Genomic DNA, 20727 nt, shown 5'->3' on the forward strand with positions numbered 1-20727 from the left:
ATTTATTCCTCAGGCGCCAGGGGCAAGGATTCATCCCCGTCCGCCTCGTCGCTGGTTTGCTCTTCTGCTTCGGCCAGACGGGCGGCACTGACCACCCGCTCGCCGGCTTCAATGACAATCAAACGCACCCCCTGGGTGTTGCGGCTGATCACCGAAATGCCTGAAACCGGCATACGGATCAACTTTCCCCGATCGGTCACGAGCATCAGGTCATCCTTGTCGTTGACCAGAATAATGCCCACTACCTGTCCATTGCGTTCGTTGGTTTTAATGGTAATCACGCCCTTGCCGCCGCGCTTGTGAATCGGATACTCATCAATGGAGGTGCGCTTGCCATACCCGTTCTCGGTTACGGCAAACAGGGTCTGTCCGTGCTGCATGACCTCCATGCCCACCACGCGGTCTTCCGGGGCGAGGTTCATCCCCCTTACCCCACGCGCCGTGCGGCCACTGGCCCGAATGTCCGATTCATGGAAACGGATCGATTTGCCCGTGGCGCTGCCCAGAAAGACATTCTGGGTGCCATCGGAGAGTTTCACTGCAATCAGTTCATCGCCCTCGGCCAGGCTGATGGCGATGATGCCACCGCTGCGCGGCCGGCTGAAGGCCATCAAATCTGTCTTTTTGACCGTTGCCTTGCGGGTGGCCATGAGCACATTGAGGCCCGGTTCAAAGGCCGGCACCGCCAGCACAGCGGTCATGCGTTCGCCACTGGAAAATTCCAGCAGGTTGACAATGGCCTTGCCGCGGCTCTGGCGGCCGGCCTGGGGGATATCATAGACTTTGCACCAATACACCTTGCCCCAGTTGGTAAAAAAGAGGAAATAGTGGTGGGTCGACGCCACAAACAGATGCGTCACGTAATCCTCTTCTTTGGTGCCCATGGCGGTCTTGCCTTTTCCGCCCCGCCGCTGACTCTGGTACAAGGTGATGGGATTGCGTTTGATATATCCGGTGTTGGTGATAGTGACCACCATATCCTCTTCGGCAATCATATCCTCGATGGTCAGCTCACGGGTGTCGGCCATGATCTGAGTTCGGCGCACGTCACCGTATTCACCCTTGAGGATGTCCAGCTCGTTTTTGATAATTCCCAGCACCAGTTGTTCACTGCCCAAAATTTCTTTATACCGGGCGATATCCTTGAGCACCGCCTCGTACTCTTCCACAATTTTGTCGCGTTCCAGGCCGGTGAGCCGCTGCAGACGCATATCCAAAATGGCCTGGGCCTGAATGGCCGTCAGACCAAAGGTCTGCATCAGCCGGTCCTTGGCTTCCGGGGGAGTTTTGGACTCCCGGATCAGCTTGACCACGGCATCCAGATTGTCCAAAGCGACTTTGAGTCCTTCCAGGATATGGGCCCGGGCTTCGGCCTTGTTCAGGTCATAGCGGGTGCGCCGGATGACAATCTCTTTGCGGTGCAGGACGAAATTCTCCAGGATCTGTTTCAGATTGAGTACCTGCGGCCGATTCTTGACCACGGCCAGCAGGATAATCCCGAAGCTGGTTTCCATCTGGGTGTGTTTGTACAGCTGGTTGACAATCACGCCGGCCATATGGTCCTTTTTGACCCCCATGGCGATGCGCATGCCGCGCCGGTCGGACTCATCCCGGACATAGCGAAGCCCCTCGATCACTTTATGCTTCATCAACTCGGCGATTTTCTCGCACAATCGGGCCTTGTTCACCTGATAGGGAATCTCGGTTACCGCAATGGTTTCCTGTCCCGTTTTTTGGTCCTCCTCAATGTTCACCACCGCGCGGGTGCGCACAATTCCGCGCCCCGTCGCATAGGCATCGCGAATTCCATGAATGCCGTGGATAATACCCCCGGTGGGAAAATCCGGGCCGGGGATGTGCGCCATGAGCTCAGTCCAGGTAATGTCCGGGTTGTCGATCAGGGCCTTGATGCCTTCGATCACCTCGGACAGATTATGAGGCGGAATATTGGTGGCCATGCCCACGGCGATCCCGGACGAACCGTTGACCAGAAGGGCCGGAAACTTGGCCGGCAGCACCGATGGCTCGTCCAAACTCTCATCGTAGTTGGGGACCATGTTAACGGTTTCTTTGTCCAGGTCCTCGAGCATTTCCTGGGCCAGCTTCGTCATGCGCACTTCGGTATATCGCATGGCCGCGGCCGAGTCACCGTCGATGGAACCAAAGTTCCCCTGGCCGTCCACAAGTGGATAGCGCATGGAAAAATCCTGGGCCATACGGACAATCGTATCGTAGACCGCGGTATCACCATGGGGGTGGTATTTACCGATCACGTCCCCCACGATGCGGGCTGATTTCTTGTAGGGCTTATTGTAATCGTTTTTCAGCTCCCGCATGGCAAAGAGGACACGACGGTGAACCGGTTTGAGTCCATCACGCACATCGGGAAGCGCCCGTCCGATGATCACGCTCATGGCATAATCGAGATATGAGCGTTTCATCTCAGTCTCAATACTGATTTCAGGGCCGGACGGGGTTTCTTCGGTTGAAATGTCTGTCATTCGTGCACTATCCTTGTCTATTTGTTATGACGCCTGAATTGATCTGGGTCCACAAAAGCGTTGATTTCGTTCAGTGCTGAGAGTTCTCAACGATGTTCTGGTAACTGGTATGGTATATATCGGTCAATGTCAGAAAAGCCGTGGCAATCAGCGGGCCATAGATAATCCCGAGGATACCGAAAATTTTTAGCCCGCCGATAATGGCCAAAAAAACGACCAATGTATGCATCTGAACCTTTTTACCAACCACCCGGGGCTTTAACAGGTATTCGACCCCACCTGACAGCAGCAGGTAAAAAACCAAAAAAAAGATGCTGACCGCAACCCGCCCTTTCAAAAAAAGAAACACCACGGTGGGCAAAAACACGACCCCAATACCAATGATCGGCAAAAATGCCAAAAGGGCCATGATCACCCCCCACAAAAAAGCGGATTGCAATCCGAAAATCCAAAACAGGACGCCACCGGCAATGCCCTGAATGGCACCACACAGTCCATTGCCAATCAGAATGGCGCTGGCCATATCGTAGAATTTTCCAATCAATTTGCTGTCCTGATCCTCGGGCAGCGGTGACAAATCGATGAGAAACTGAACCAGTTTGTGTCCGTCAATGAGCAAATAGAAAATGACCAATAACATGAGAAAAAAACTGACGATAAAAGCCAGTGTATTGGAAGCGATGGCCATGGCTTGATCGTACAGAAACCGGCCGACCTCCCTGCCGATCTCGGAAAGGGTCCGATTGAGTTCCTCGCCGGTGATGGTAAAATCAAACATCGCCAAAAGCGGATTGATGCGCTCCAATAGGGCGCTGTTGGTAAAATGGGTGGTAATAAAGTTGGACAGGGCCGGACTTTTGGCCAGCTGAATCAGTTCGGATGCTTCCTGGGCCAGCACGCCCACAAAAAAGACAATGGGAATGAAAAGCACGAAAAAAATCAACAAGCAGGTTAACAATGAGGCAAAGCCCGGGCGGATTTTTTCATGGATGGATAGTCCCCGGAAAACCGGAAAAAACGCACCGGCGACCACAGCACCCAAAACGAGGATGGAAAAGAAGGGTGACAAAAGCCATCCCATAAACGAAATGGAGATTAAAAAACAGGCCAGAAAGAACCACAGAATCATATTTTGTGAAGTACGATCGACCATGGTTTCTCCAAAAACCGGCCTGGCCCACTGAATAAATCGGCAACACCCTACCGGTCCCGGAATCAGGCCCTTATGCCAAGCCGAGCAGTGATTCATTTTTAGTCCTTAGAGCCTGTTTGATAAATTCGTCTAAGACCCGCTAACGGCGTTGGAAAGTGGCTCAAAATGCTCACATATTACATATATGCTCCGCTTTCGAGCCACTTTCCGCCTTGTTATCGGGCCTGATCCAGAGTTCTAAAACAGGCTCTTAGATCCGTCCTCTTCCACTTCCTGGACGGACCAAACGCTGGCAAACAATGTTGTCTTAAGAGGCCTTAAGGTCATAACGCAATCTGCGCAAACGCCTTGGGAACAAATAAAGAGGCATTTGCGCAGAAGAGATGCTAAAAGGTCAGGCTCGATTGGTCAGTTGTCCGCCGGAATCGGTAGCCGAGCGGTGATGTGGCTCACTTGCTTATAATGGCTCCAGCGATAATATACAAAATGATCTCGTAAACCGCTACCGCGATATAGTTACCGGCTGCACCATAAACAATCCCGCCGCCAATAATGGCCGGCACACCAAAAAATACCAAGATTCCCAACTTTCGGCTGATATCCATACTTTCGCGTCTCCTGTCGCCATTGGTATGGCGGTTTGGCGAGGTTTATTTTAACATCGATAAACGTTCTTTTCCTAACAGTAAATGCTGAAAAAGTAAACAAAAAAATCACATCGGGCCGCATCCCTCTTATTGATTAATGACGGCACTATTGATATGGTTTTTTGTGTCCGGCAAGGCAATCATCAATCACCGTCATTTTACGCTGGAGTGTTCAAAAGCAAATGAAACGCCAACTTTATGCCGTAGCCGTTATCGGTATCGGTCTGTTGAGCACTCAAATCGTCGCCACCACCCATGTATATATGTCCAATCTGAACCTGTTGCAGACGATTGAAGCGGTGGTGCGCAGCGGATACATGCCCGTTCCCAATGCGCCGGTCAGCGCCCGCCTCGGCATGCTGACCACAGCCATGGCCGGTGGGCTTTTCTTTACCTTAAGCATCGGCGCCGGCCTCTCACTGGTGACCCTGGGTCTTGTCTGGCTATGGGACCGTGTATTTAAACGCCGCCGACAGGAAGCCCTGCTGGTTCTCTTGGCGTGGATGGGCGCCTTATACTTGGTTAACGATGATGGACTCAACATCGTTGCGTCGATCTATCTGATCGTGGTTCCGCTGGTCACGGCCATTGCAGCAATCTTGCTGCTTCCGGCACAAACCACGCTTATTTCTCCTAAAGGTGTGCTGTGGCCCGTCTCTGCGGCCCTTGTGCTAACGCTGATGTGGGGACTTTTTTTGGACAAACAGCTTTTCACCAACATCCGCGATCACCTGCTGCTCTCCAACCGGATCGGATCGGCCATAACCAATGCCTACTACAACTATACCCTGTTTCCCGCTGAGGCTCTTAAATCTCTGGCACAAAAACAGATCCGAACCTGTGTACTAAAAGCGGACCTGGCCCCCACCACCTATAAACGGTTGGAGCGGATCATGCGTTCCCATGACTATCTGCCCGTTCCGGAGGGGTATCCGGCCGACCTGACCATCGAAAAGGACAAACAGGCCGCCCATTTTTCCATCAGAGATGCCAAACAGCGCATATTGACGGTTTCCGCCGAGGAACTGTTCGACCACCCGCAACAGGTCCTAGAGCGGTATTCCGACCAAAAGGATCGAAACCGCATGTTCAGAAAGCTGACCCTCATGTGTCTTTTAATCGGTTTTCCCCTGGTCCTTTACAGTGTGATATTCAGCTTTCTGGTCGCCCTTCCCAGTTTACTGTTTCCTGTACGGCTATCGCTTGTGATTGCCGTTTGTCTTTGTGTTGTCATCGGCCTGTTCCTGCTTTCTCCGGTTTATCTTGGCCATGTGGCGGCCCAATCGTCCCAAAATCCACTACTGGAACTGGCATCCCCCGCTTATGCCTCCCGCATCGCGGCGTTGCGACGCGTCTGCCGGAACAAACAGGACATCTCGGCTGAAGCGGTCAGTCATGCGCTGGCAACCAGCCCCTTTATTGCCGAGCGGTATTGGCTGGCCCGTAGCCTGGCAAATGCCAAGCGTCCCGAGGCAACGGCCATGTTGCAGCATCTGGCGAGTGACCCGGTGCCCATCGTTGCCTGCCAGGCGCTGCTGGCCATGGGCAAACGCAAAGATCAACGCATGATTCCACAAATTATTAATTGTATCAATACAACACCGGCCTGGTATATACAAATGTATGCTTACCGCGCTTTGAGGACACTTGGATGGGTTCAGCCACGATCTCCCTTGGTTTTCTGATCGCCTCGCTGGCAACAGTTGTTTTGGTTGAGGTGAGCATGGCACAGTTGGCCCAATGGTTCCAGCTGTCTCGATTGTGGATGCTTTGCATCACCCGGGCGATTCAGCTGGCAGCGGTGCTGTCCCTGTTTGCATTGATGGTAAGCGATTGGCAGGCGCTGGGGCTGGGACGCGATACATGGCGCAAGGGATTGGAAAAAGGGCTGATCTGGTCTGCCGGCTTCGCCGTTATGGCCGGCTTGCTGTTTTTGGGTATTTTCATGGCCGGCCAGAATCCATTTTTAATCATTCGTACCCCCCTGCCGTCAGGGCCTGCACAGCAGGTATTGTTTTTTGGGGTGGGCGGTATCATCGCCCCCATCACCGAAGAGGTCATTTTTCGGGGGCTGATTTTCGGCTATCTGCGGCGCTGGGGATTCATGGCCGCCCTTTTCATCTCTACCGCTTTTTTCGCTGTGCTGCATTTGCCGACCCTGCCCGTGACCCAGATTGTTGGCGGAATGGTTTTTGCCATCGCCTACCATATCGAAGGCTCTCTGATTGTTCCCATCGTCATTCACATGTTGGGCAATTTGGCCATCTTCTCGCTATCATTGCCCTTTTTCAACATTTTTTGGTAACCCCGGAACTAAAACCACAAACGACCAATGATCGCACCTTGACAGCATCCACCGGTTTTAATAAACTTTAGATTTGCAATACGGACGGTATGCATTAACATTTATAATTACTTTAAACCTTAAAAAAAGGAATACAGACTCCTGGCGTGCATGGGAGGCACCATATTGTGAGTTTAAAAATGAGTTCGGATAAAAAAGAAAAACATACGGGCCTGGCGACCTTGTTCGATGGGGTGGAGCTGAAAAGTTTTTTTGTCAATTTTCTCTGGTTCATCGTCGCCGTTGAGATTTTAATTTTTCTGGTGAGTTTTTTGGGGAACCTGGGACCGAACAAAGGACCGTTTCCTTGGAAATTCTATTTTTATGTATCCTTCATCACGCCGGTAGCGATCACCTTCTTGCTGGGGGTATTTATTCTGGCCTTCAACCAGTTCATCTTTGGTAATTTGCCCCCAGCCGGCGAAGATGGGAGCACCGCTGCGGAAGATGACGACCGGCGATCCAAACTTTTTCAGTTTAACCTGTTCCTGCATCACATGAAGAAAGTCCCTTTCCTGCCGGTGCTTTTTGTTCTGGTCGCCTGCACGGTGCTTTTCTACAAACTGGATGCAATCTTTCTGTTTATTTTCAACGCCGGTGAAAAAATGGTCACCTACAGCCTGATTGCCTGTGGGGTGCTGTTGGTCGCCGGCATGATCTTTGGTATCGCCTGGATTGTAAGCAACTACAAGCTCAGCAAGAAACATATGGAACATGAGTATCGCTACCGCAATGACGTTATGGAAAAGCTCGGTTTTCTCATCATGGAAGATGATACGGTGATCGACAAAAACGGCAAACTGATCAGCCAGAAGCATTTGCTTCCGTCGTCGCACCAGGAACTCACCCAGGAGCGGGAAAACCTCAAGATTCTTCCCCCATCCAAATAAATCATCACAACCGTGGATTCAAACGATAGCATGCCTCAAACGGTAGATCGAACAGTCAGACGCGGGCTTGTCTTTTGGATACGCAATACCTGCCATCACAACGGGTTGTTGTCCAGTCAAGCCGGGTTTATTCCCAATCCGGTGGCAGCCACCATTTTCTTGGGATTGATTCTGATTATCATCGTTTACTCGGCGATCGAGCAAAGTGGTACCTTGAACCACCTGGGACGCTTTGGACCGGTTTTGCCGCTTTTGATCATCCTTTGGCTGATGTACGGCATTTACAGGGGCTTGAATTTAATGAAACGGCATATGGCCCGTGTGCGTCCCAAAGGCCCTTTGTTCATGCGTTCACTGATGGACGAATGCCTTGATCAAACCTGCGGCAGGATAGAGATGCGACTCAACACACCAGAGATCTCCTCATCAATGATCCTCGATGAAATCCTGCAAGACAAGGTCCTGCATATCTGCGCCACGGACTGCCTGCGTTTTTCGGATGTCAGGCGCCAGATTGAAAGCAGCCGGCTCAAGGGAACCGACAATCTGCAGCTGGCCTATCTGTTCATGACGCCGGTGGAATACCATAAACACCCGCAACCAGATGGTATTCAGCAAGTTGCCGACATGGTCGTACGCAGCCGCAGAGATCTTAAAAAGCTGTTGGAACGGCTAAGAGATGCGCACCAGAAGCTGTGCACCGGTGCCGGTGATATCCTGTCCCTGCTGCCACCTGATCCCAAAAAGGTGGAACATCTCAGAACCACTTACCGCTACCGCCCCCCCACACCGGAACGGGCCAGGCGCATGGCGTTTGCACTGGAGACCCTGGCTTATTTAAAAGCCATCCGTTACGAAAACGTCAACCCAATGGATCGCAATCGATACGACAGCGTGGCATCCCGTGCCATTCCAAAATTAGCCGAGGGGGTGCGCGTTTACAGGCAGGCCTGGCAGGATTTGGTGGATGCCTATGAGCGTCCGCCGAGCGAACGGTCGCAAGCGGCATGATGATGTCTCTTCTTGAAGGGTTGGAAATTGATGATGCCCCTCCAAAAGCCCAAAATTTTCTCAGAAAATATCGGTGATACAAATCTGCAATACCTACGTTATGAAGGCTCCCAACCGACGCTCATGATGCTCCATGCCACCGGTTTTCTGCCTTGGCTATGGCACCCGATTGCGGGCGCACTGGCAGACAGGCATCGGGTAATTGCGCCCTATTTTTGCGACCATCGAATCGCGGACATTGATAGTGGTGGCCTGGACTGGATGCTGCTTGCCGAAGACCTGTCCAAGCTTTGCTATCAACTGAAGGTCGACCGGCCGGTCTTAATCGGGCATTCCATGGGAGGAACCGTGATGACCTATGCCCAGGCTGTGTTTGGCCTCAATGCATCGGGAATGATCCTGATCGAGCCAATCTTTTTCCCTGAGGATTATTATCGAATGGATTTGGGTCCCGAAGATCACCCGCTGGCGTCCAAGTCTTTGAAGCGTCGAAATCACTGGGACAGCGCGGCGGATGTCAAGGCCTATCTGAAGACCAAACCGCTGTTTGCCAACTGGGAAGATGAATTTCTCGATCTTTACATAGAACACGGCACCATGGCAGATAAAGATGGAGGCCTTGAACTGACCTGTCCACCGCCCCGCGAGGCAGCGATTTACATGGGTGACAAATCCCATGATCCCTGGCCCTTGATGTCCAAAATCAAGTGCCCGGTTCTGGTCATCGAAGGTGGTCAAAGCACCAACCGGCAACATATCGACCTTGCCGCGGCCGCCTCCCAGTTTCCCAATGGGCGATTCCAGCGCATTGCCGGCGCCGGCCACTTGGTTCCCATGGAGAAATCAAAGCAAATATTGGAAATTATTTTTGATTTTGTTCGATCCATCCAACAATGAAAAAACTACTCGTTACTGGTGCAAGTGGATTTCTGGGTTGGCATGTCATTCACCATGCAATGCGCCATTGGGATGTTTACGGTATCTGCCTGAGCCATCCCGTGGCCATTTCTGGCGCAAGCATCCTTCGAACGGACATTTCCCGTTACCCGGACCTAAAAAAGTGTTTCCTTGACATCATGCCCGATGCCGTTATCCACACCGCGGCGATATCTGATCCCAATGTTTGTGAACAAACCCCCGCACAAACCAGTGCGATCAATACGCAGGCGTCCATCCATTTGGCCGGGCTATGCGCCGAGGCAGACATTCCATGCGTCTTCACATCAACCGACCTGGTATTCGATGGAACCGACGCCCCCTATACCGAGGATGACACACCGTGTCCGGTAAACCATTATGGCGAGCAGAAAGTCCTGGCGGAAAATGGGATGAAAAACGTATATCCGAGTACCGTTATCTGCCGTCTGCCGTTGATGTTCGGAGATCCGGGACCGGTCGCAAAAAACTATCTCCAGTCCCTGATCCGCGCCTTATCAGAAGGACCGCAGCCAAAACTGTTCATTGACGAATATCGGACCCCCATAAGCGGAAGGTCGGCTGCACATGGATTGATGATCGCGTTGCAGGCACAGCCGCCAATTATCCATCTGGGTGGCCCGACGTGTATCAGTCGATATGAATTCGGATGCCTGGTGGCGGATGTGCTGGGCGTTCCTCGGTCCACTATCATTTCTTGCAGGCAAAAGGACATCGAAATGCCGGCCAAACGTCCCCCCGATGTTTGTCTTGACAGCCATCGGGCCAATGCCATGGGCTTTTGTCCCAGACCGATTCGAGAGGAATTGGAATGCTTACTCGAAGTATGTAGACATTGATGCAACACCGAAGACGGGCGCAAGAACAAGCAATTTTGGTCAATTTATAAAATTTCCGATCCTTAACCATTTTTAATCAACAGGAAGGCATCGGCCAGACGTTTTTCCTGACGCGGCCCACAAACTCAATCCTCTGAGGCCTGAATTTTTCATTTCAGTTGGTGGCTTGATCGAAGGATACACAAAAAACGAAGCAGAACGATTTACGCAGTGGAACGAACTCAAATCATTTATCAGCTATTTTGAAATGCCTTTTTATATCTTCCGGGGAACCATGATATTTTCCACAAACAAATGGCCGTCTTGTGAGACGAATTGGTTGGAAAAAGTTACTATTATTTTGTCTATAGAACGGAGATAGACCTACATTTAAGTTCTATTTCAAGGATACAATTGCGGAATGACCCGCTGCTTTTCTGAGAATCGTTTTCGCCCTTTTTTTTACCTTTTTCAGCAATATTCCATTACCATCTTTCAGGACTTCAAAAGTATCCGAATTGCCCAATTCAAGCGTCTCAACCAATTTTTTGGGGATGACGATACTGCCCCGGCTATTGATGCGTATTTTATTATCAACCTTTTCCGACTTGCGTCCCTTCTTTATATTCTTAATTTTATCTAAAGCAACCAAAGCATCAAAATACGCAATCTTTAGAGCCCCCGGGCTTTTAATACCAAACTTTTCCATAATCTCAAATTTCGGCAATCCCATTTCAACAGCCTGAACCAGAGCATTATGCTCTACCAGTTTCTTTTGCACGTCAAACACCTCGTTTATTTTATTTACTGATTGAAATTTGCACTATGCGATAGGTATGAAACAATTGAAGTAATAATAATTCATTTCGATCATTGTTTCAAGCGCGATAGTGTTAGCGAAACATAAAATAAAGGATCGCATCGATTAAAAGTAGACAGCATACCACTATTTGGCATTTTTCATTGGACATTTGACATTCATCATAATCGCATTCAAAAAAAAATTAGAAAAGAGATTCCACATGCGGGCACCCTGCAGCCGGATCCAAAAGCCATTGACTTTGCGCTTTGGTCTGCTAAAAAAGACGAAGGCAAAGCGCATGTAAGACATACGCAACAGGAAACCCCGTTAGAATCGGGGACGGTCCCGCCGCTGTGTTCGGGGACGAAATCCGCAATCAGCCACTGCCGAATTGGACGAGGCGGGAAGGCGCGGAAAGTAGATTGATCCGTAAGTCAGAATACCTGGTTTTGCCGTCAGCCACGCCCACGATATTTTGGGCCGGTGGCTATTGATACAGGGGTCAAGCAAAGCTGGGTGCAGCCCTTCCCGCGATGATGAAACGCGTGAAGGGTTTTTTATTGATACACAATTCAAAGGAGGTAACGTTGTGAAAACAGTGAAGTGGTTTTTGATGATGACGGCGTTGATGTTGTTCGTGTTTTCCGTAACGGGATATGCTTCGGCTGACCATGGAGGAAATGCTCAGAAAAAGGTAGGCATCCTTCTTGTGGCGTTCGGATCCAGCGAAGCATCCGCCCAGATATCATTCGACAACATCGACAAGAAGGTCAAGGCGGCTTATCCTGGCATTCCCGTCTATTGGGCCTATACATCGCATATTATCCGTGAGAAACTGGCCAAACAAGGCAAGCATTTGGACTCCCCGGCAGTCGCCCTGGCCAAAATGAAGGATGAGAAATTCACCCATGTGGCGGTTCAATCCCTGCACACCATCGCGGGAGAAGAATATCACGATTTACGCCGCACCGTGGGTGCATTCAAGCAAATGGGTGCTTTCCAGCGAGTCATCCTTGGTTATCCGCTAATGGCCACCCAGGAAGACATGCAACGCACCGTGGATGCCATTTTTAAAAGCATTCCCAAAAACCGCAAAGCCAAAGAAGCAGTAGTACTGATGGGACATGGCACCCATCACCCGTCCAACGCTTTTTACGCGGCCTTGATGTTCCAGCTGCAACTCAAGGACCCAAACATTTTCGTCGGTACCGTGGAAGGCTATCCCGGCATTGATTTGATCTCCGATTTATTGAAGCAAAATAAGATAAAAAAAGTGTACCTCATGCCATTGATGTCCGTTGCCGGTGATCATGCCAAAAACGACATGGCCGGTGCTGAGGATGATTCCTGGAAATCAGTTTTAACCAAAGCCGGTTTCAAATGTGAGACCATCCTCAAGGGAACGGCAGAGTATGATGACTTCATCGATATCTGGGTGGATCATGTTGGCGGGCCATTAAATCATTTCAAGTAATTTCCTGAAAAGTCTTTCCAGTCCGATTTTTTGTTGTCTGTTTCCTATTGACACAGTAGTTGAAAAAGAGCGTTCCGTCTCTATCTGGAAAAGAAGCAATTTTCCCTGCCATCCTTCAGTCACTGGACACCATTCAATCAATGGTGGCCGGTGACTGAGGGCGCAGAAAAAAAATAATTGCTCCATTTTGCTTGTCCTTGCGCCCGTCTACGGCGTTCCATCCACCGGCACAGATTCTAAATATGCACCGGCAGATGCGCCTTGTAGACGGACGCAAATCCGGCGCAATCTGGTGTAATTATTTTTTTCCTGCACCCTGAAATCCCAGGACAGTTCTCCTATCGTTTTATCATTTGTTTGCGTCTTAATCGTCTTGGAACTGATTCCCTTTTCTCCTGATGTGGATTGAATCCCGGCCTCCAACTTCATATAACGATGCTTCATCGTAAAGCCCGACCAGTGGTTTACAAGTCGGGCAATACTTTCGCGGAGTCCCCCGTCCGGTCCACAGCATATGCACGAGATGGTATTGACCGCATCGCGGGCAAATGCATCGAATCGTTTTTTTACTCAACTTAAGGTTAAACACAATAGATAGGATCCGCTTTTTTTCTCGTTGATCCAATTTCAATGGGCGTTGTTTATCGTGTTAGTATTTCTAATATCCGCAATCAAATCCAGCCAACTGCGGATGCTTTTCAAATTATTGACGTCATTATTTACAATTGGGCTGGTAACACCGACATAGGGATCAGTTCGTTGTCCGCTGGCGTGAAAGTCAAAATTCTTCAGCTTCGCGTAAAATGTTTTAAAAACCTCTCGCTTGGCCGTAAGGTAGATGGTGGCATCCAAAGCAATACCACTGAATTGGATAAAATGCTGAATTAAAATGTAAAAACAAGTAGCTGAAAGGTATTTTGATCGATCATGTTTGTATATTTCCGGGTAAAACCGGGATACCAATAGACAATGCTCAAGCGGGTCCATAAAGAAGAGGATTTCCTTGGATATATGCGCCCCTGTTTCAATATCGGTAATATAGTAATCCGCACAGTTGAAAGCATACTGAAATGATAATCCGAAACGACTGAAAAAAACGGGTGTATACCGCTGTATGAATGTTTGCTTTTTGTTCGCTATGCAAAAAAGGTCCATGAAATCACCTGTCATTCCACGACCAACGCATGATTGGTGATTTACCCGCGGATATACGTCCAAATCACCAATCCACCATCTCCAAAAATAAAAAAAAACCGTTACCCGCTAAACGCGTCAGTCCCTCAACTCGTATACCGGAAACATGGATGCGCCTTTCGGATGATTTTCCGTACGATACAGGGCGCCTTTTTCCAGTATCCGAAAGTCAGGGGTATCGCTGCTTCCCAATGCGTGATGGTGGGTCCGAAAAACCTGACCATCCGTTCGCAGCTCGTAGTCAGGAGATTCTGACCACCCCAGTTCATGATCAACTGTACGATAGAGTTTTCCATCCTGAATGACATAGACCGGGGCATCCGATTTTCCGCCAGGGTGGGATTCCGTCCGATAAATTTTTACCGGGCATTGCATGGACATAGGTATTCTCCTTTGCCGTGTTGGTTTCAACCAATTGTTGTTTGGTGTGGAGAAATTACCGAAAAGCAGAATAAATGGTGGCCTTGGATGGGATGATAAAAAGGGAAGGTTCTGGCAGGTTTTTCATTGCTAAAGACTCATCCTTGCAAATATAGACGTCGCCTACTGGCACCTGCGTACGTTTACAACCCGCTCAATCCGCCCCATCACTGTGCACCGCAGCTGGTCGGTAATCGGCAAGGCAGGTCTTCTGGCTTTCGGATCAACCTACTCTCTGCTCCTTCCCGTCCGATTTTTTCTGGACAGTGGCTGTAGCAGATTTCGTCCCCGATCACAGCGGCGGGACCACTCCCGATTTACACGGGATTCCCTATTAAGCCATTGTGGCACCTTACGTGAATTATTAACTGCTCCAATTCACGATAATTGTCAAGAACAAGTTTTAATAAAAAGTACCCGGGATTCAATAGCCATGGTAATTTACTGTTTTTCTCATTTTTTGCGCGGAATAAGGGGATGATATTGTTTTTCACTGTACCGCCCGAAACTCCAGGAAAAGCACCCATGGATGAATCATGTCAAAATAGATCAACGTATCGGGATCTTCCCGGATGGCGGTTTGCAAATCGAAGGAATCCCCCTTGATAATGGTCACGGGATTGTTTTTGGCGAAAAAAATCGCCGCATAATAGGTGGGATCGTAACAACCGACGCTAATTTTCTTTGGCTGCGCCGCTGCGGCGACATGGCAAGGAACCGTGAATTCATAAACCAGGCGCTGGTTCTTGAGCACCGCTTTGAAATCCCTGATGAATTGAACATTAAACAAGCTGCCGTCAATCTTGATAAAAGTAAAATAGTTGTGCTGCGCTATTTGCTCAAAGGCGCTGTCCTTTATGGATTGAATTTCTCCAGGCTCGAATTTGCCGTTTCGATTTTTATCGTGTTCCTCTATGATCATGCTGGCAAACATGTCATCGAATTTCCACCATACGCGAACCCCGGCCATGCCCTTCTCGTCGAAAAGAATCGTCAGACGCTGCAAAATAAACGCATGGGGATGGGCATGGCTTTGCCGCGGCAAGAGTATTTCACCGCCCATAACGCTTAGAAGGACAACAACCAAGATAATGGGCGCAGTGAGTGTAACCAATGATGATCTTTTGTCTTTTTGCATCGCTGTCTCATCCATAGATATGATCATATCGATAACAAATTCAAAATAAAGCGTCAAAATGAATATCTCTATCAGCGCTGATCCACGCTATGGCGTCATCGGTCGCGCCGCCAACCAATTCCGGCTGGGCATGGGAATCATCGGCGATGATATCCTAGTCTTTCTTTACCGCTATGATGAACTGGCGCCTGCGGATGCAGCGCCGGTCCCGATCGCAAAAATAAAAGACGCGCTCAAGGCAGGCAGCACGGCGCAATGGATGGCCTGGAAGCTTGCACGCCAGCAATTGATTGAGACAAGCAAGGCAGGCTTAACCTTGACAGACAAAGGCAAATCCGCCGGCCGGGGATTGATACGCTCCCATCGACTATGGGAGACCTACCTTTGTGATGTCATGGGGTGCTGTGAAGCGGACGTCCATCGTCATGCCCATCATTTCGAGCATGTTACCGACCCTCGGCTTCAGCAAGCGCTAATGGACGTCACGGGCAATCCTGATCAGGACCCCCACCACCGGGAAATCCCTTGAGCAAAACCGATCACCGACTACCGATTACTGATAACCGATAACCGATAACCGATAACCGATTACCGATCACCTCCGTCACCATCCGTTCTCAACCTTATAATCTCTGATCAAGTCCACTTATTTTGCATTAGTTTGAAAAACTCATTGACAATGTTTTTGGGTTTGCTAAAAAGGGACGCATAAGGTGCTACGAAAGCTTAATAGGGAATCCCGTGAAAATCGGGAACGGTCCCGCCGCTGTGTTCGGGAACGAAATCCGTGAATCACCACTGTCTTTTTAAGGCGGGAAGGTACGGAGAGTAGAATGATCCGAAAGTCAGAAGACCTGCCTTAGGAAAACAGCCACGCCCACGGTGATATTGGGTGGATGGCAACCGTTAAGGGCCAAGAAAGCAGGGTGCAGCCCTTCATGCGAGCAGAGGCATGAAGGGCTTTTTTTATTGCTACCGGTTAATGCCGCACCCCGCATCCGAGAGCGGAGAGGGTTTCGGGCAGGAAATCCTCTCCTGCTTTCGGATCTAAAACAATCACCGAGCAGGGGCAAAAAGATTTTCTCCCCTACTCCTTAAACATAAAAACATACGTTCCCCTTCATCATTAACTGATGCGGGAAACCATTTTTTTACAACAAAGTCCTCTTTCAATCAACCTACGCAACGGCCCCCCAATGCGTAAGGCGCTGGGTGCCCAAAGGCATGGTGGACGGTCTTTAAGGCACCCAGCGCTCCAATTCATCCTCCCATGGCCGGAGATTTACAATTTCGAAGATACTGTCGACTGCGATCTACATAATTGTAAACAAATTCCCATTTTATCAAACGCTACCAACGGATCAGGTACGCGCCGTTATTGTTTCCTGCCGACATAGAACGATAACATCTATTCTTTATCATTATCTTTATTAAGGCTTATTGACTTTTTCACCCGAGTCACCAAGCGCATTTTTAACACCATCCAACCATCCACCAAATAATTGGTACACACCTTGCTATAGGTGATAATTGTCAAATCACAAGCCATCGTGCATCTGTTGTTACAACGATGGATGAAAACCTGCCGTAGCGGAAAGGAGTCCCATGACCATCAAGAATGCATTGACCTTTATCAAGCGAGGACAAGAAGATCGTGCCTTGCGGTCACGGCTGAACTCGGCCAACAGCGCTGATGAATTAAATGAGATTTTAATTACGGAAAAGCTTGATTTTTCCGCCCATGATTTTGATGAAGCCTATCATCACCGGCTCACGCAATGCCAGGAAGAGGAGGAAGCCGATCAACTCAAGGAGTTCAGAATGTGGTGGGATTTTCTATGTCAGATTTTAGGGTACAGCACCTGCGGCGGCATGTGCAGCAGTTGTGGATAGACCTTACATCTCCCTATTTTCACTATCTTTACAAACAAGGAGGCACTCATGCAAAAGACAACCCTTGAAAAAATCTTTGAATATGCATCCATGCCGCTTCACGGCACCCTCTCCCGCAAATTGCGCAAAGACATCAGTTGTCAGATCAATGAAGAAAAAATTTATACCAATGCCACCCTCTTCCTGGGCGAGGAATTCGTTCGTATCACCGAAACCGAAAACGGCAAAACCATTAACACGTATTACGATTGGGAGCGTATCAGCTCGGTTCGAACGATTGCCAAGGTTGCCGATTAAGGGCTTTTTTGTTTGCGTCTGGCCAGTTCCAGGTAATACCGGCTTTGCCGATCAAGGGGATTATTGGCAAGGGCCTTGTTCAGACACGCAAGGGCCTTGTCCATATTGCCCTTTAAATAGTAGGCGGTTCCCAGTTCGCTGAGAATCACGTGATCATCCGGTGCCAGGGCCAGGGCCGTGGACAGGTTGATCACGGCGTGTTCGGTTTCGCTACGCCGCAACTGGACCATTCCTAAGTATTTGTAGGGAGCGGGTTTTCGCGGCGCCAGGCCGATGGCATCGGTCAACAGGTTCGCGGCTTCATCAAGTGATCCGGCTTCGGCCAAAATAAGGCCTAGCGCGGTCAGGGCCGGCTCGTTTTTCGAATCCAGCCGGATTGCCGTGCGCAGATGATCGACTCCCCGTTTTTGCTCACCCTGGGCGATATACGCCAGGGCCAGGTTATAATGATCAACGGTGGTGCCACCATCATCGGAGATGATCTTTTTTTGAATCGCGGCAGATTGAATTCCGGCACAGGCCGTTTTAAGATCAGCGCTATTGAAAATCCCATACGACGGCACCATCACCCGCTGGCAATAGCCGTCGACAATTTTTCGGTAACGCAACTGATCGCTGTTTTCAAGTTGTTCGTACGGCAGCACACTGAACATGGGCACATTGGCCGACGCGGCAAATTCCACCAGATCCAACAGGGTTGAAAAATCATTGTGACGTTCCAGAAAGCCCTGTGTCGCAGCGGACAACCAGCGCTGGTCGCCGATCATGCGCTCGATATCCCAATGGCCATGATAAAGGGTTCGGGGGGCGGAAAATTCCAGAAAGGGATGATCGTCCGTGTGCAGCCGGCCTTTGCCGAAAAGCAGTTTCAAATCCTCGGTCATGATCAGATGAACGAGAAAATCAATGTCCGGGAAAGTGACCAGTGTAGACGATTTGGCATAAACGGCATTTGTATGAGCCACATTCCAGTCCAGTCGCCCGTTATCGTTGTTGAATCCCAGCATGAGATAATCCACCGGCCCCACCTTGATCATGGTGCTATTGGGGAAAACAGCGGCAAAGGTTCTTCCCAGCAGAGAAAATGTCTCCCTGTCCATTTCATAGGCCTGTATCCATTGGGCGAAAAATCCGTCAGCGGTCAGGTGCCTTTTGGCCAGTTGAAAAAATTCCAGGGCGTATAAATTGGCCAGCCCGGCCATCCAGGGATTGGACGGCTCGGAGATGATCACATCGTAAGCCTGCCGGGTCAGGGCCAGATGGTTGCGGCCGTCCTGGACAATCAGACAGGTGCGTGGATCATCCAGGCAGCCGTTGTTCCAGGGATGAAAATAGTTCCGGCACGCAGTGGCGACCGATCGATTGATCTCCAGCACATCCAGTCGGTCGACCGGGTAAAGCAGGATTTCACCAGCCGTCATACCGCTGGCCAGCCCTAGCAGCATGACCTTTTTAGCACCCGTATGGAACAGCATGGGGATATGGGCCGACAGCGTTTGCGTGGAACGATCCCCATGGGAAGAGGCATCGGCCTTGCCGCTGTTGAACAGGGCATATTCCACGGTTCCCAAACTGGTGGTTTCTTTTTCGACCGTGGTAAAGCCGCAGGTGCCTTCGCCTTGAAAAATGACATCCAGCCCCTGGCGGTGGTCGGCAATCTGCCGGGTGCCGTTGATCAATGCCTCTGCCCACCCGATGCGGTCGAGGTCAGACTGCAACGCATCAACGTCCCGGTACCATCCACGAGAAAGCAAGTCGGTGCGCCAGTTGGGAAAAATGGCAATGACCATGCATCCCATGGCAACCAGCCCGGCCATGGACAACCGCAAGCGGCGGCTGCCCGGCTTGGTCCAGGTCAGTGCCAGGAGCACTCCGCCTGACAGGCAAAACTGCAGCAAAATGACCAGACGCAGTCCGTTCATCTTACCCACCCACGGCACCAGCACAAACCCGGCAAAAAGGGAACCGGCCAGGGCACCGACGGTATTCAGGGCATAGGCCGTTCCCAGACGACGCCCCATGTCTTCTATCGATTGCACGTAAAGCCGATTGACCAGCGGGAATGCCGCCCCCAACAACAGGGTCGGTGCCAGCAGTACAGCGAACAGCACCAGGGATTGCATGAGCACAAGCTGAGAAAACGTCTCGTTGTAGGTATGAATCAACTTGGCAAAAAAGAATTGTCCGTTGCCCAGCAGCTGACTCACAGCCAGCGCCAGCATGGCGGCCGCCATTTGCGTACCGGTCAGCCAGCCCAGTGGATTGCGGGCCTTGTCGGCCAGGCGGCCGAACATGATACTTCCCAATGCCAGGCCAATGATAAAGGTGGCCACGACAAGGCTGAAACAATACGTCGTCGGTCCGGCAATCAGTCCCAACAAACGCGTCCACAACACTTCGTAGGCCATGGCGCAGAACCCGGAAACGGCAAAAATCAACACACCCCAGCAGATGGTGCCGGCATGGGGATTGTCGGGTATCGGTGTCATGGTTGTCGCTGGAGCGTGCCGGCGCAAAGGCCCCGATGGCGCCTTCTCGACCTTTAGAAAACGCGAAAACAGGATGCAGGACAGGCCGATCACGCCGTTGATACAGGCAAACAGCACCATACTCATGAAAACGCCCAGGCTTTTGATCAGCACGAACCCGCACAATATCACGCCCAGTGCCGCCCCGATGGTGTTCAGGCCGTAAAGCCATCCGGTGCGGGCGCCGATATGGGTAAGACGCAGAACATAAAACCGGCACAGCACAGGCAGGGTCGCCCCCATGAGCGCGGTGGGCACGATCAGGATGAAAACACAGCCGATAAATGCGGCCACTGGATAACACCAGAAGTGATTCAGAAGCCGGTCATAAATGGACTGGTAGATCGGCTGAACCGCATGGATCAAAAGCGGCACCAGCATGGCGCACAAACCGATGCTGATTTCCATGCCACCGTACAGGGCCAAAAGCGCGTCACGCCTGGTAAACCGGTCGACGATTCGGCCGGACAGATAACTGCCCAACGCCAGTCCGGCCATGAACACGGAAAGCACCGTGGCAACGGCAAAAGGTGCGCTACCGATGATCTTGTCGATCAGGCGCACCCAAATGACCTCATAGACCAGACCGGCGGCACCGGAGAGAAAAAAGCAGCCGGCCACAAAACCAGAGAGCATTTTCCCCTCACCCCAAACAGCAGAACGATTTGATGGAACGGATTT

Annotated in this window: 18 protein-coding genes and 3 riboswitches; of the genes, 10 read left to right on the forward strand and 8 right to left on the reverse strand. The window is 50.5% G+C overall.

Annotated features, from left to right (window positions below; genetic code table 11):
• Nucleotides 1–2: 2 nt before the first annotated feature.
• From gyrA to Dvar_RS24130, 3 genes are all read right to left on the reverse strand, one after another.
• A complete protein-coding gene (gene gyrA / locus Dvar_RS24120) occupies nucleotides 3–2501 on the reverse strand; it encodes a DNA gyrase subunit A (protein ID WP_419655674.1) in 2499 nt (832 codons plus the stop codon).
• A 70-nt stretch (nucleotides 2502–2571) separates the two neighbouring features.
• Nucleotides 2572–3654 carry an AI-2E family transporter gene (locus Dvar_RS24125; RefSeq protein WP_419655675.1) on the reverse strand — a complete coding sequence of 361 codons (1083 nt, stop codon included), beginning with the start codon at nucleotides 3652–3654 and terminating at the stop codon, nucleotides 2572–2574.
• Between the two features lie 449 nt (nucleotides 3655–4103).
• A complete protein-coding gene (locus tag Dvar_RS24130) occupies nucleotides 4104–4259 on the reverse strand; it encodes a hypothetical protein (RefSeq protein WP_419655676.1) in 156 nt (51 codons plus the stop codon).
• Between the two features lie 224 nt (nucleotides 4260–4483).
• Here Dvar_RS24130 and Dvar_RS24135 point away from each other — a divergent pair, with 224 nt between their 5' ends.
• The 6 genes from Dvar_RS24135 (at nucleotide 4484) to Dvar_RS24160 (ending at nucleotide 10321) form a co-directional block, all read left to right on the forward strand.
• The gene (locus tag Dvar_RS24135) at nucleotides 4484–5986 is read left to right on the forward strand and encodes a HEAT repeat domain-containing protein (RefSeq protein WP_419655677.1); all 1503 of its coding nucleotides are present in this window, start codon (nucleotides 4484–4486) and stop codon (nucleotides 5984–5986) included.
• Nucleotides 5953–6606 (forward strand): CPBP family intramembrane glutamic endopeptidase, encoded by a 654-nt coding sequence (locus tag Dvar_RS24140; protein ID WP_419655678.1) that lies wholly within the window; start codon nucleotides 5953–5955, stop codon nucleotides 6604–6606. The genes Dvar_RS24135 and Dvar_RS24140 overlap by 34 nt, the downstream gene beginning before the upstream one ends.
• 179 nt (nucleotides 6607–6785) lie before the next feature.
• On the forward strand, nucleotides 6786–7535 hold the full coding sequence (locus Dvar_RS24145; RefSeq protein ID WP_419655679.1) for a hypothetical protein: 750 nt from the start codon (nucleotides 6786–6788) through the stop codon (nucleotides 7533–7535).
• A gap of 30 nt (nucleotides 7536–7565) precedes the next feature.
• Nucleotides 7566–8546, forward strand: a complete 981-nt coding sequence (locus Dvar_RS24150; RefSeq protein ID WP_419655680.1) for a hypothetical protein — start codon at nucleotides 7566–7568, stop codon at nucleotides 8544–8546.
• Between the two features lie 30 nt (nucleotides 8547–8576).
• A complete protein-coding gene (locus Dvar_RS24155) occupies nucleotides 8577–9443 on the forward strand; it encodes an alpha/beta fold hydrolase (protein ID WP_419655681.1) in 867 nt (288 codons plus the stop codon).
• The gene (locus Dvar_RS24160) at nucleotides 9440–10321 is read left to right on the forward strand and encodes an SDR family oxidoreductase (RefSeq protein WP_419655682.1); all 882 of its coding nucleotides are present in this window, start codon (nucleotides 9440–9442) and stop codon (nucleotides 10319–10321) included. The genes Dvar_RS24155 and Dvar_RS24160 overlap by 4 nt, the downstream gene beginning before the upstream one ends.
• 376 nt (nucleotides 10322–10697) lie before the next feature.
• On the opposite strand, the gene Dvar_RS24165 is transcribed toward Dvar_RS24160, so the two are convergent.
• Complete coding sequence (locus Dvar_RS24165) at nucleotides 10698–11081, reverse strand: AbrB/MazE/SpoVT family DNA-binding domain-containing protein (protein WP_419655683.1); 384 nt, start codon at nucleotides 11079–11081, stop codon at nucleotides 10698–10700.
• A 296-nt stretch (nucleotides 11082–11377) separates the two neighbouring features.
• Nucleotides 11378–11568: riboswitch (cobalamin riboswitch) on the forward strand.
• A 123-nt stretch (nucleotides 11569–11691) separates the two neighbouring features.
• On the opposite strand from Dvar_RS24165, the gene Dvar_RS24170 reads away from it, so the two are divergent.
• Nucleotides 11692–12576 carry a sirohydrochlorin cobaltochelatase gene (locus Dvar_RS24170; protein WP_419655684.1) on the forward strand — a complete coding sequence of 295 codons (885 nt, stop codon included), beginning with the start codon at nucleotides 11692–11694 and terminating at the stop codon, nucleotides 12574–12576.
• Nucleotides 12577–13203: 627 nt separating this feature from the next.
• Here Dvar_RS24170 and Dvar_RS24175 read toward each other — a convergent pair.
• The 3 genes from Dvar_RS24175 to Dvar_RS24185 form a co-directional block, all read right to left on the reverse strand.
• The gene (locus Dvar_RS24175; protein ID WP_419655685.1) at nucleotides 13204–13731 is read right to left on the reverse strand and encodes a hypothetical protein; all 528 of its coding nucleotides are present in this window, start codon (nucleotides 13729–13731) and stop codon (nucleotides 13204–13206) included.
• Between the two features lie 117 nt (nucleotides 13732–13848).
• Nucleotides 13849–14151, reverse strand: coding sequence for a hypothetical protein (locus Dvar_RS24180; protein ID WP_419655686.1), 303 nt, complete (start codon nucleotides 14149–14151; stop codon nucleotides 13849–13851).
• Between the two features lie 222 nt (nucleotides 14152–14373).
• Nucleotides 14374–14560, reverse strand: a riboswitch (cobalamin riboswitch).
• Between the two features lie 120 nt (nucleotides 14561–14680).
• Nucleotides 14681–15328, reverse strand: a complete 648-nt coding sequence (locus tag Dvar_RS24185; RefSeq protein WP_419655687.1) for a DUF1007 family protein — start codon at nucleotides 15326–15328, stop codon at nucleotides 14681–14683.
• A gap of 58 nt (nucleotides 15329–15386) precedes the next feature.
• Between Dvar_RS24185 and Dvar_RS24190 the strand changes: the two genes are divergently transcribed.
• The 3 genes from Dvar_RS24190 (at nucleotide 15387) to Dvar_RS24200 (ending at nucleotide 17518) form a co-directional block, all read left to right on the forward strand.
• A complete protein-coding gene (locus Dvar_RS24190) occupies nucleotides 15387–15857 on the forward strand; it encodes a metal-dependent transcriptional regulator (RefSeq protein WP_419655688.1) in 471 nt (156 codons plus the stop codon).
• A 165-nt stretch (nucleotides 15858–16022) separates the two neighbouring features.
• Nucleotides 16023–16205: riboswitch (cobalamin riboswitch) on the forward strand.
• A 728-nt stretch (nucleotides 16206–16933) separates the two neighbouring features.
• On the forward strand, nucleotides 16934–17221 hold the full coding sequence (locus Dvar_RS24195) for a Nif11-like leader peptide family natural product precursor (protein ID WP_419655689.1): 288 nt from the start codon (nucleotides 16934–16936) through the stop codon (nucleotides 17219–17221).
• Nucleotides 17222–17269: 48 nt separating this feature from the next.
• Nucleotides 17270–17518, forward strand: a complete 249-nt coding sequence (locus Dvar_RS24200; RefSeq protein ID WP_419655690.1) for a hypothetical protein — start codon at nucleotides 17270–17272, stop codon at nucleotides 17516–17518.
• Here the strand turns inward: Dvar_RS24200 and Dvar_RS24205 are convergent.
• Complete coding sequence (locus tag Dvar_RS24205; protein ID WP_419655691.1) at nucleotides 17515–20682, reverse strand: fused MFS/spermidine synthase; 3168 nt, start codon at nucleotides 20680–20682, stop codon at nucleotides 17515–17517. The genes Dvar_RS24200 and Dvar_RS24205 overlap by 4 nt on opposite strands.
• Between the last annotated feature and the right edge of the window lie 45 nt (nucleotides 20683–20727).

It is taken from the genome of Desulfosarcina variabilis str. Montpellier (assembly GCF_048565275.1).
GTDB classification, from domain to species: domain Bacteria; phylum Desulfobacterota; class Desulfobacteria; order Desulfobacterales; family Desulfosarcinaceae; genus Desulfosarcina; species Desulfosarcina variabilis.